Source organism: Kitasatospora sp. MBT66 (assembly GCF_000710405.2).
Classification (GTDB): domain Bacteria; phylum Actinomycetota; class Actinomycetes; order Streptomycetales; family Streptomycetaceae; genus Kitasatospora; species Kitasatospora purpeofusca.
This window is the reverse complement of record NZ_JAIY01000006.1, coordinates 1460268-1470662: the sequence shown is the minus strand read 5'-3', so window position 1 is coordinate 1470662 and position 10395 is coordinate 1460268. Positions and strand designations below refer to the sequence as shown.

The window sequence follows — 10395 nt, the reverse complement described above, 5'->3', positions numbered from 1 at the left end:
GGTCACGACGACGGCCGCGGTGTTGCCCGGCGCGGCCCCCGCGTCGGCGGTGCCGGTCGCCACGGGGGCGGGGGCGCAGCCGGACTCGCCGGTCCGGCTGGTGGAGCCCGGCAAGCAGCTCACGATCGCCGACGGCTACCGGATGAGCGTCACCGCGACGCAGTCCTGCGTCGAGAAGTGGGAGCAGGCCACCGGCACGTGGGAGCAGCCGTTCGGCTGCCGCGACGCCACCAGCGACAACCTCGACCACAGCCGGCCCACCATCGGCGCGCAGAGCCTCGGGGACGGCGAGCGGACCGTGGTGACCGGCCTGTACCTGGGCCCGACGCCGGCCCGGATCCTGGTCGAGCTCAACGGAGTCCAGGTGGTCGCCGACCTGGTCGCCACCACGGAGATGAACGGCTGGACCGCCTACTACGCGGTGGTTCCGGGCGCCGCCCGCTCCTCCTCGGGACCGAACGGGCCCGACGCCTCCCCCTCCGTCGCGGCCTGGGCCGCCGACGGGACGCGGCTCGCGGACCTGATCGCCCCGCGCCGGTCCGACCCCTGGGCCGCCGCGGGCGCACCGGCCGCGGGCTGACGGCTGACGGCCGGGAGCGGACGGCGGACGGCGGGCTGCGGACTGCGGACGGAGCCGACGGACCCGCGGTCGAACGCGAGGGCCGAAAACCGCCGGACTCCCGGGGGCGGCGGCGGGAGGGTGGGGGCATGACGACCACCACTCCTCCCGCTCCGCCCGCCCCGTCCGTCCTGACCGTCCGGGCCATCGACCCGGCCGTGCACCGCTCCCTGCTGGTGCGCGACGACGCCGGCCGCCCGCCGGTCCGCTCGGTCGACGCGACCGGCGGCGCCCCGCTGCGCTGCTGCCTGGCCCGGGCCGGGGCCGGGGAGCGGATCGCCCTGCTGAGCTACGCGCCGCTGCGGCGCTGGGCCGCCGAGACCGGGGCCGAGCCCGGCCCGTACGAGGAACTCGGCCCGGTGTTCGTGCACGACGGCCCGTGCGAGGGCCCGGCGACCGGGGAGGGCTGGCCGGAGGGCTTCCACGGCGGGCAGCGGGTGCTGCGCGCCTACGACCGGCGCGGGCACATCCTCGGCGGCGTCGTGGTGCAACCGGAGGCCGCCGAGGCGGGCGCGGCGGTACTGCTGGCCGACCCGGAGGTGGCCGTGGTGCACGTCCGGGCGGTGGAGTTCGGGTGCTTCATGCACGAGGTCCGGCGGGGTTGACCGCGCACGTGCGGGGGGCCGCCGGCCGGGGGCTCACGAGCGCTTGGCGTAGTCCCCGTAGCCCTGCCAGTCCAGGACGACCGCCGGCTCGTCGCCGACCACCCAGGCGTCGTGGCCGGGCGGGCAGACCATGAAGTCGCCGGGGCCGAACTCGCTCTCCTCGCCGTCGTCCATGACGATCTTCAGCCGCCCCGAGATCATGTAGCCGACGTGCGCGGCCTGGCAGCTGTCCGTCTTCGCGATCGGCTTGACGTGCCGGGACCACTGCCAGCCGGGCCGGAACACCGCCCGCCCGACGCCCCCGGCGTCCAGGTGGACCAGGCGCAGCTCGCCGGTGTCCGCCTCGAACGGGCGGACCTCCTCGGGATCGGTGTCGAAGTTCCTGCGGATGAGACCGGCCATGGGGTGCTCCTCGGGTCTCCAAGGGACAGGAGCGGCCGCGCCACCGGGGCGGGTGGTGCGGCCGCCCTCCTGGTCCCTCCAGTCTGCGCCCGCCGGGCGCGGGGCGGAACCCCCGGCGGCTCAGCCCTGGGCGCCCGTCCTGGCCACGCCGATCGGGCAGCTGGCGCCGGTGCCGCCCAGACCGCAGTAGCCGTTCGGGTTCTTGGCGTCCGACAGGTACTGCTGGTGGTACGGCTCGGCCGGGAAGAACGGGCCGGCCGGGGCGATCTCGGTGGTGATCGGGCCGAGGCCGAGCGCCGTCAGCGCCGGCTGGAAGGCGTCCCGGGTCGCGGTCGCGCTGGCCGCCTGGGCGGGGGAGTGGGTGTAGACCGCGGAGCGGTACTGGGTGCCCACGTCGTTGCCCTGGCGGTTGCCCTGGGTCGGGTCGTGCGCCTCCCAGAAGGTCTTCAGCAGCCGCTCGTAGGAGATCACCGCCGGGTCGAAGACCACCCGCACCGCCTCGGTGTGCCCGGTCAGGCCGCTGCACACCTCCTCGTACGTCGGGTTCGGGGTGTGGCCGCCCTGGTAGCCGACCAGCGTCGTCCAGACGCCGGGCAGCCGCCAGAACGTCCGCTCGGCGCCCCAGAAGCAGCCGAGACCGAAGTCCGCGACCTCGAACCCGTCGGGATACGGGCCGGTCAGCGGGTGGCCGAGGACGGTGTGCGGCTCGGCCGGCGTGAAGTCGGGGGCGGCCCGGCCGGGCAGAGCCTGGTCGGCGGGGACGAGCGAGGTCTTGTGGCGATTGAACAGCACGGCCTGCTCCAACGGTTCGACAGGGGTTGCGGACGTTCCAACGCCGTCGCCAGCCCGGTGATTCCGGACGGTCCCCGGCGGCCGGGAGCCTTCCGGACGCCTTCCGGGCGGCGGCCCGGCGTTCGCCGACTACGCTCGGAGCATGACCGAGCACCAGCTTCCCCAGGGCTTCGAGACCCTCGCCATCCACGCGGGTCAGGAAGCAGACCCCCAGACCGGGGCCGTCGTCACGCCGATCTACCAGGTGTCCACCTACAAGCAGGACGGGGTGGGCGGCCTGCGGGGCGGCTACGAGTACAGCCGCAGCGCCAACCCGACCCGCACCGCGCTGGAGGAGTGCCTCGCGGCGCTGGAGGGCGGCTCCCGCGGCCTCGCCTTCGCCTCCGGCCTGGCGGCCGAGGACACGCTCCTGCGCACGATCCTCAAGCCGGGCGACCACATCGTGATCCCCAACGACGCCTACGGCGGCACCTTCCGGCTCTTCGCCAAGGTGCTGACCCGCTGGGGCGTCGAGTTCTCCGTGGCCAACACCCAGGACCTGTCCACGGTCCGCGAGGCCCTGCGCCCCAACACGCGCGCGGTCTGGGTGGAGACCCCGTCCAACCCGCTGCTGGGCATCACCGACCTGGCCGCGCTGGCCGAGATCGCGCACGGCGCCGGCGCGCTGCTGGTCGTCGACAACACCTTCGCCAGCCCGTACCTGCAGCAGCCGATCGCGCTGGGCGCCGACGTGGTCGTGCACTCGACCACCAAGTACATGGGCGGCCACTCCGACGTGGTCGGCGGCGCCCTGGTGATCGCCGAGGCCGGGCTGGCCGAGGAGGTCGCCTACCACCAGAACGCGATGGGCGCGGTCTCCGGCCCGTTCGACGCCTGGCTGGTGCTGCGCGGCATCAAGACCCTGGGCGTCCGGATGGACCGGCACAGCTCGAACGCCGAGAAGGTCGCCGAGCTGCTGGCCGGCCACCCCAAGGTCAGCCAGGTGCTGTACCCGGGCCTGCCCGAGCACCCCGGCCACGACATCGCCGCCAAGCAGATGAAGGCCTTCGGCGGCATGGTGTCGTTCCGGGTGAACGGCGGCGAGGAGGCGGCGGTCGAGGTCTGCAACCGGGCCGAGCTGTTCACCCTCGGTGAGTCGCTGGGCGGCGTGGAGTCGCTGATCGAGCACCCGGGCCGGATGACCCACGCCTCGGTGGCCGGTTCGGCGCTGGAGGTCCCGGCCGACCTGGTGCGGGTCTCCGTCGGCATCGAGTCGATCGACGACCTGCTGGCCGACCTCCAGCAGGCGCTGGGCAAGTAGCGCCCTCCGCTTCTCAGGCGCCCTGCCGGCCCGCCGAGTACGACTCCATCGAGTGGTTGAAGCGGGCCAGCAGGGCGCAGAACACCTGCTGCTCCTCGGGCGGCCAGTCGGCGACCAGCTGACGCGTCAACTCCGTCCGCCCCGCCCGGACTTCGGCCAGCCGATCGGCGCCGAGCGGGGTCAGGGCGAGCCGGACGGCACGCCGGTCGGCCGGGTCCTGCACCCGGCCGACCAGGCCGGCCGCGACCAGCGGGGCGACCTGCCGGGTGACGGTGGAGGAGTCCACCCCCAGCGCGTCGGCCAGGGCCTTGACGTTGGCGGGGCCGAGGCGCTCCAGCCGCTCCAGCAGCAGGTAGGCGGCCCGGACCAGGGCGGCCACTCCGTCGGATCCGCGGACCTGTTCCATTCTGCGGGCGAACACCGCCAGCTGGTACTGGAGTTGCGTGTGCACGGGGTCGGTGAGGTCGGAGGCCAGGGGCGAGGTCGTCGTCATCGCGGCTCACGATCATCATGCGGTGAGAGAGGCTCAGAAGCAGCAGCGTACGCGGGCCGGGCGGGCCCGGGAACAGGGCCGACGTCCCCGGGCGAGGCACCGGAGGCACCTAGGCTGCTGTCATGCACAGCTGGCCGATCACCCTCGACGATGTCCGCGGCGCCCAGAAGATGCTCGCCGGGGTGGCCCGGACGACGCCGATGGAGGGCAGCCGCCACCTCTCCGCGCTGGTCGGCGCTCCGGTCCACCTGAAGTGCGAGAACCTCCAGCGCACCGGCTCGTTCAAACTGCGCGGGGCGTACGTCCGGATCGCGGGCCTCTCGCCGGTGCAGCGGGCGGGCGGCGTGGTGGCGGCCAGCGCCGGCAACCACGCCCAGGGGGTGGCGCTGGCGGCCTCGCTGCTCGGGGTGCGCTCCACCGTCTTCATGCCGCTGGCCGCGCCGCTGCCCAAGGTCGCGGCGACCCGGGAGTACGGCGCCGAGGTGCGGCTGCACGGGACGACCGTGGACGAGGCGCTGCAGGCCGCCCAGCGGTACGCGGAGGCGAGCGGGTCGGTGTTCATCCACCCGTTCGACCACCGGGACATCGTGATCGGGCAGGCCACGGTCGGGCTGGAGATCCTGGAGCAGTGCCCCGAGGTGCGGACCGTGCTGGTCGGGGTGGGCGGCGGCGGACTGCTGGCCGGGATCGCGGCGGCGGTCAAACCGCTGCGGCCGGACGTCCGGGTGGTGGGGGTGCAGGCGGCGGGCGCCGCCGCGTACCCGCCCTCGCTGGCGGCGGGGCGTCCGGTGTCGCTGGAGCGGTTCGCCACCATGGCCGACGGGATCATGGTGGGACGGCCCGGGGACGTGCCGTTCGAGCTCGTCAACACCTTGGCGGACGGGGTCCGCACGGTGTCGGAGGACTCGCTGTCGCGGGCCCTGCTGCTCGGTCTCGAGCGGTTGAAGCTGGTGGTGGAGCCGGCCGGGGCGGCGCCGATCGCGGCGCTGCTGGAGCAGCCGGACTCCTTCGAGGGGCCGGTGGTGGCGGTGCTCTCCGGCGGCAACATCGATCCGCAGCTGATGCAGCGGGTGCTGCGGCACGGCCTGGCGGCCGCCGGCCGGTACCTCTCGCTGCGGGTGCGGCTGGCGGACCGCCCGGGCGCGCTGGCGGGGCTGCTCGCGGTGCTGACCCGGGTCGACGCCAATGTGCTGGACGTGGCGCACGTGCGGGTCGATCCCCGGCTGGGGCTGACCGAGGTGGAGGTGGACCTGCACCTGGAGACCAAGGGGCCGGAGCACTGCGCGGCGGTGCTCGGCGAGCTGCGGGACGCGGGGTTCGTGGTCTCCGCGTAGGGATCTCCGTACGGGGAGTACGGGGACCGCGCAGGGGCCTCCGCACGGGCCTCCGCACGGGGCCGGGGGGGGCTCCGGAGTCGCTGGCCCACCGGGAATGGGGGCAGAGTGGGACAGACCACATGTTGTCCCGCGCAGTCGTCCCCGCCCTTCCGTCCCTCCCCGAGGAGATGAGGCAGGCCCATGGCGCCAGCCATCCAAGCCGAGAACCTGGTGAAGACCTTCGGCGACGTACGAGCCCTGGACGGCGTCAGCCTCGACGTCCCCGAGGGCACGGTGCTCGGGCTGCTCGGCCCGAACGGCGCCGGCAAGACCACCACCGTGCGCGTCCTCACCACCCTGCTCCAGCCCGACTCCGGCCGTGCCACGGTGGCCGGCGTCGACGTCCTCAAGCACCCGAACCGGGTCCGCAGCCTGATCGGCCTCTCCGGCCAGTACGCCGCGGTCGACGAGTACCTCACCGGCTTCGAGAACCTCCAGATGGTCGGCGAGCTCTACCAGATGCCGGTCCGCGCGGCGAAGGCCAGGGCGCTCGAACTGCTGGAGTGGTTCAACCTCACCGAGGCCAAGGACCGCATCGCCAAGACCTACTCCGGCGGTATGCGCCGGCGCCTCGACCTGGCCGCCGCCCTGGTGGTCCGGCCGCCGGTGATGTTCCTGGACGAGCCCACCACCGGTCTCGACCCCCGCAACCGGCTCGCCCTGTGGGAGGTCATCGAGACCCTCGTCGAGCAGGGCACCACGTTGCTGCTCACCACCCAGTACCTGGAGGAGGCCGACCGCCTCGCCCACGACATCGCCGTGGTCGACCACGGCCGGGTGATCGCCCGCGGCACCGCCGACCAGCTCAAGGCGCAGATCGGCGGCGAGCGGATCGAGGTCGTGGTGCACCGGGCCGACCTGGTCGCCGAGGCGGTGGCCGCGCTGTCCGGCTACGCGCTGGGCGAGCCGGCGCTGGAGAAGAACACCCGCCGGATCACCGTCCCGGTCAGCGGCGGCGCCCGGGTGCTCGCGGACGTGATCCGCGAGCTGGACGCCCGTTCGATCGAGATCGACGACATCGGCCTGCGCCGGCCGACCCTGGACGACGTCTTCCTCTCGCTCACCGGCCACCACACCGAGGCCGACCAGGAGGAGGGCGGCGGCAAGGGCCGCTCCGGCGATTCCGGCACGGACGAGCGGGCCGTCCCGGCCGGGAAGGAGCGGTGACATGACCAGTGCCACCGAGCACGCCATCGGCGGGGCGGTGCCCAAGCAGCGCCGGGGCGTGGCCGCCGTACTGCACGACTCCTGGGTGGTCGCCAAGCGGAACCTGCGCCGGATGACCCGGATCCCCGAGATCGTGGTGTTCGGGCTGATGCAGCCGGTGATGTTCGTGCTGCTGTTCTCGTACGTCATGGGCGGCGCGATCCAGATCCCCGGGACGGAGTCCAGCTCCTCGACGTACATCCAGTTCCTGATGGCCGGCATCTTCGCCCAGACCGTCACCTTCGCGGTGGCCGGGGCCTCGGCCGGCATCGCCGAGGACATGTCCAAGGGGCTGGTGGACCGGTTCCGCTCGCTGCCGATGACCCGCTCGTCGGTGCTGGTCGGCCGCACCCTGGCCGACCTCTGCCAGACCGCCTTCACCCTGGTGGTGCTCGCGGTGGTCGCGCTGCTGGTCGGCTGGCGGATCCACCACGGGTTCTGGTCCGCGCTGGGCGCGTTCGGGCTGCTGCTCCTGCTCGGCTACGCGTTCTCCTGGATCGGGGCGCTGATCGGCCTCTCGGTGCGCAGTCCGGAGGCGGCCACCTCGGCCGGGCTGATCTGGCTGTTCCCGCTGACCTTCATCTCCAACGCCTTCGTGCCGGTCAGCTCGATGCCGGGCTGGCTGCAGGGGATCGCCTACTGGAACCCGTTCAGCGCCACCGTGCAGGCCTGCCGCAACCTCTTCGGCAACCAGGTCGGGCCGGTGGACGACGTCTGGCCGATGCAGCACGCGGAGCTGATGTCGGTGCTCTGGTCGCTGGCGATCATCGCGGTGTTCTCCTGGCTCTCGGTGCGCAAGTACCGCTCGGCCGCGGGCTGAGCGGGGCGCGGGCCGAGCGCGGGCCGGGCCCGGTACGGATGCGCGAAGGGCGGCCGTGGCAGGTGCCACGGTCGCCCTTTTCGCCCGTCCGCCGGTCCGGCGGAGCGAGGATCAGCCGGTGTAGGGCTTGACCTCGATGATCTTGACCATGGCCCGCTTGCCGTTCGGCAGCTCGTACGTGGCCTCGTCGCCGATGGTCTTGGCGTCGATGGCGCGGCCCAGCGGGGACTGCGGCGAGTAGATCTCCAGGTCGTCGTCGCCGGCCACCTCGCGCGAGCCCAGCAGGAACTTCATGGTGTCGTCCACGTCGCCGTCGAAGGCGACCGTGACGACCATGCCCGGCGCCACCACGCCCGAGTCGGCCGGGGCCTCGCCGACCTTGGCGCGCTCCAGGAGCTGGGTGAGCTGGCGGATCCGCAGCTCGTACTTGCCCTGCTCCTCCTTGGCCGCGTGGTAGCCGGCGTTCTCCTTGAGGTCACCCTCCTCACGCGCGGCCTCGATCTTCTGCGCGATCTCGATCCGCCACGGGCCGGTCAGGTGATCCAGTTCGGCCTTGAGCTGGTCGTAGCCGGACTGAGTGAGCCAGGTCACGTTCTCGCTGGTCTGGGTCACGGGTGCTCCTCGTAGGTGCTGGGGCTGTGCTGAGGGTGTGAGTCGTCAGCGCGTAGGTGGATGCTGATAACGGTCTTAACTACAAAGCAACGCCCGCTCCCGTACCAGCTGGTGCGGAAGGGGCGAAACCACGAGCCTAACAACTCCTGCCGACAATCGGGAGGGTCGTTGGCGCGTCATTGACGGTGGCGTTGCGCCGGGGTGTACAGGACCGGTGGGCGGGACTCCCCTACGGATGCCCGCCCGTCCGGACGAATATGCGCCGACCACCGGGCCGGCCGCCACCGGATTCCCGGGGCGGGCGGGACCGGAATCCCGGGCGGGTCGGCCTTGCCCCCGGCGCGTTCCGTCACCCGGAGGGCTAGGCGGGCGTACAGCCCAGCAGCTCGGCCGTGGTGCCCCGGGCGGTGGTCCGCAGACTGACCACCGCGTCGTAGCCGGTGCCCGACGCGGGAACGGGGAAGTCGGCGACGCCGACCACCGCGCCGTCCTCGCCCTGCGAGCGGACGGTGCAGCTGCCGGCCGTGCCCTCGGTCTTGCGCACCGCCAGGTGCAGCTGGAGCTCGCTGTCCGAGACCGCCTGGAAGGTCGGCACGGTGCCGTTGATCCGGGTCTCCCGGATCAGGTACGAGCCGCCCAGCCAGGCGATCAGGCCCAGCAGCAGCACCCCGCAGACCGCGCCGATCACCTTGAGCCGGCGGTCGGTCTCGCGGTCGCCGCGCCGCCCGTAGCGCCCCTCGGGGAGCCGCGGGGTCCGGGTGCCAGCACTCATGGGGCTCAGTCCTCTCGTGAGGAGGAGGCCGCGCGGGTGGTGCGGGGGAATGCGGGGCTCCTCCAGTCCGTCACTATAGGAGGGGCACGCCCGCGGCCGGTCCGGCGGGGGCGGGGCTCGGCCGTGTCGCGCCGTGCGCGGCGGCCGCTCCCGCGTGACGCGGCCCCGAGAGCGGCTCGGACGGTGGGCAGACCGGATAGCGCCGGACGCCCGGACTTTGTGGAAGGAACGCACGCGTTGAGTGAGCAGTTGCGACTGATGGCGGTGCACGCACACCCGGACGACGAGTCCAGCAAGGGCGCGGCGACCATGGCCATGTACGTCGACCAGGGGGTGGACGTGCTGGTGGCCACCTGCACCGGGGGGGAACGCGGTTCGGTCCTCAACCCGAAGCTGCAGGGCAAGCCGGAGATCGAGGAGAACATCCACGAGGTACGGCGCAAGGAGATGGACGAGGCCCGCGCGATCCTCGGGGTCAAGCAGGCATGGCTGGGCTTCGTGGACTCGGGCCTGCCCGAGGGCGACCCGCTGCCCCCGCTGCCTGAGGGCTGCTTCGGCCTCCAGGACGTCAAGGAGGCGGCCGAACCCCTGGTCCGCCTGATCCGGGAGTTCAAGCCGCAGGTCATCACGACCTACGACGAGAACGGCGGCTACCCGCACCCCGACCACATCATGACCCACAAGATCACCATGGCGGCCTTCGACGCCGCCGGGGACCCCGACGCCTACCCCGAGGCCGGCGAGCCCTGGCAGCCGCTGAAGCTCTACTACAACCACGGCTTCCCGATGGGCCGGATCCGCGCCCTGCACAAGTACCTCAGCGAGAACGGCCACGAGTCGCCCTACGGCGAGTGGATCGCCGGCTGGGAGAAGAGCGGCCGCAAGGAGCGCGAGATCACCACCCGGGTCCGCTGCGACGACTGGTTCGAGACCCGGGACCGCGCGCTGATCGCGCACGCCACCCAGATCGACCCGGACGGCCCGTGGTTCCGCGTCCCGCTGGAGGTCCAGCGCGAGGTGTGGCCCACAGAGGACTACGAGCTCGCCCGTACCCTGGTCGACGTGGACCTGCCGGAGGACGACCTGTTCGCCGGTCTGCGTACCCCCAGCCTGACGGCCGAGTCGGCCGACACGCGGGACTGAAGCACCCCCCGACGGCCCGGCTCCCCGTGAGCCGGGCCACCATAGAGATATGAGTGCCCCCGTGAACCTCACCCACCTCGCCGCCGAGCTCGCCGTCGACGACGCCAAGGTCACCCCCGGCCTGCTGGGCTTCGTCGTCTTCGCCGCCCTCGGCGTGGCCACCTGGTTCCTGGCCAAGTCGATGAACCGCCAGTTCAAGAAGGTCGACTTCGCCGAGGAGCCGGAGGCCCCGAAGGAGTGAGGTCCGGCCCCCTC

The 10395-nt window shown here is 73.0% G+C and carries 13 protein-coding genes; 8 read left to right on the top strand and 5 right to left on the bottom strand.

All coding sequences use genetic code 11. The features are described from left to right. Both BI06_RS19055 and BI06_RS19050 read left to right on the top strand, forming a co-directional pair. On the top strand, positions 1–580 hold a 580-nt coding region (locus tag BI06_RS19055), incomplete at its 5' end, for a hypothetical protein (protein ID WP_199523307.1). A gap of 128 nt (positions 581–708) precedes the next feature. Continuing rightward, positions 709–1224: a DUF1203 domain-containing protein gene (locus BI06_RS19050; RefSeq protein ID WP_043469332.1), complete on the top strand. Its 516-nt coding sequence runs from the start codon at positions 709–711 to the stop codon at positions 1222–1224. A 33-nt stretch (positions 1225–1257) separates the two neighbouring features. Here the strand turns inward: BI06_RS19050 and BI06_RS19045 are convergent, their stop codons facing one another. Then, entirely contained in the window at positions 1258–1626 is a 369-nt protein-coding gene (locus BI06_RS19045; protein ID WP_043469330.1) for a cupin domain-containing protein, read from the bottom strand. A 120-nt stretch (positions 1627–1746) separates the two neighbouring features. Then, a complete protein-coding gene (msrA, locus tag BI06_RS19040) occupies positions 1747–2418 on the bottom strand; it encodes a peptide-methionine (S)-S-oxide reductase MsrA (protein WP_030397053.1) in 672 nt (223 codons plus the stop codon). Positions 2419–2560: 142 nt separating this feature from the next. Here msrA and BI06_RS19035 point away from each other — a divergent pair, with 142 nt between their 5' ends. Continuing rightward, the gene (locus tag BI06_RS19035) at positions 2561–3718 is read left to right on the top strand and encodes a cystathionine gamma-synthase (protein WP_030397054.1); all 1158 of its coding nucleotides are present in this window, start codon (positions 2561–2563) and stop codon (positions 3716–3718) included. Positions 3719–3731: 13 nt separating this feature from the next. Here BI06_RS19035 and BI06_RS19030 read toward each other — a convergent pair whose 3' ends face one another. After that, the gene (locus tag BI06_RS19030) at positions 3732–4211 is read right to left on the bottom strand and encodes a MarR family winged helix-turn-helix transcriptional regulator (RefSeq protein ID WP_030397055.1); all 480 of its coding nucleotides are present in this window, start codon (positions 4209–4211) and stop codon (positions 3732–3734) included. Between the two features lie 122 nt (positions 4212–4333). Between BI06_RS19030 and ilvA the strand changes: the two genes are divergently transcribed. The 3 genes from ilvA (at position 4334) to BI06_RS19015 (ending at position 7613) form a co-directional block, all read left to right on the top strand. Next, positions 4334–5545, top strand: coding sequence for a threonine ammonia-lyase (ilvA, locus tag BI06_RS19025; RefSeq protein ID WP_030397056.1), 1212 nt, complete (start codon positions 4334–4336; stop codon positions 5543–5545). Between the two features lie 183 nt (positions 5546–5728). Next, positions 5729–6754 carry a daunorubicin resistance protein DrrA family ABC transporter ATP-binding protein gene (locus BI06_RS19020; RefSeq protein ID WP_030397057.1) on the top strand — a complete coding sequence of 342 codons (1026 nt, stop codon included), beginning with the start codon at positions 5729–5731 and terminating at the stop codon, positions 6752–6754. A 1-nt stretch (position 6755) separates the two neighbouring features. Further along, positions 6756–7613 carry an ABC transporter permease gene (locus tag BI06_RS19015; protein WP_030397058.1) on the top strand — a complete coding sequence of 286 codons (858 nt, stop codon included), beginning with the start codon at positions 6756–6758 and terminating at the stop codon, positions 7611–7613. 111 nt (positions 7614–7724) lie between these two features. Here the strand turns inward: BI06_RS19015 and greA are convergent, their stop codons facing one another. Next, the gene (gene greA, locus BI06_RS19010; protein ID WP_030397059.1) at positions 7725–8225 is read right to left on the bottom strand and encodes a transcription elongation factor GreA; all 501 of its coding nucleotides are present in this window, start codon (positions 8223–8225) and stop codon (positions 7725–7727) included. Positions 8226–8586: 361 nt separating this feature from the next. Beyond that, on the bottom strand, positions 8587–8997 hold the full coding sequence (locus BI06_RS19005) for a DUF4307 domain-containing protein (RefSeq protein ID WP_030397060.1): 411 nt from the start codon (positions 8995–8997) through the stop codon (positions 8587–8589). 237 nt (positions 8998–9234) lie between these two features. Between BI06_RS19005 and mca the strand changes: the two genes are divergently transcribed. Both mca and BI06_RS18995 read left to right on the top strand, forming a co-directional pair. Further along, the gene (gene mca / locus BI06_RS19000) at positions 9235–10140 is read left to right on the top strand and encodes a mycothiol conjugate amidase Mca (protein WP_051741248.1); all 906 of its coding nucleotides are present in this window, start codon (positions 9235–9237) and stop codon (positions 10138–10140) included. 49 nt (positions 10141–10189) lie between these two features. Continuing rightward, on the top strand, positions 10190–10381 hold the full coding sequence (locus BI06_RS18995) for a hypothetical protein (RefSeq protein WP_030307612.1): 192 nt from the start codon (positions 10190–10192) through the stop codon (positions 10379–10381). Positions 10382–10395 lie beyond the last annotated feature (14 nt).

Bases quoted from the DNA above. Each gene is read 5' to 3' on its own strand.
- BI06_RS19015 (WP_030397058.1), top strand. From the start codon at position 6,756: ATGACCAGTGCCACCGAGCACGCCATCGGCGGGGCGGTGCCCAAGCAG.
- BI06_RS19050 (WP_043469332.1), top strand. From the start codon at position 709: ATGACGACCACCACTCCTCCCGCTCCGCCCGCCCCGTCCGTCCTGACC.
- BI06_RS19020 (WP_030397057.1), top strand. From the start codon at position 5,729: ATGGCGCCAGCCATCCAAGCCGAGAACCTGGTGAAGACCTTCGGCGAC.
- BI06_RS19035 (WP_030397054.1), top strand. From the start codon at position 2,561: ATGACCGAGCACCAGCTTCCCCAGGGCTTCGAGACCCTCGCCATCCAC.
- ilvA (WP_030397056.1), top strand. From the start codon at position 4,334: ATGCACAGCTGGCCGATCACCCTCGACGATGTCCGCGGCGCCCAGAAG.
- BI06_RS19005 (WP_030397060.1), bottom strand. From the start codon at position 8,997: ATGAGTGCTGGCACCCGGACCCCGCGGCTCCCCGAGGGGCGCTACGGG.
- BI06_RS19030 (WP_030397055.1), bottom strand. From the start codon at position 4,211: ATGACGACGACCTCGCCCCTGGCCTCCGACCTCACCGACCCCGTGCAC.
- BI06_RS18995 (WP_030307612.1), top strand. From the start codon at position 10,190: ATGAGTGCCCCCGTGAACCTCACCCACCTCGCCGCCGAGCTCGCCGTC.
- BI06_RS19045 (WP_043469330.1), bottom strand. From the start codon at position 1,626: ATGGCCGGTCTCATCCGCAGGAACTTCGACACCGATCCCGAGGAGGTC.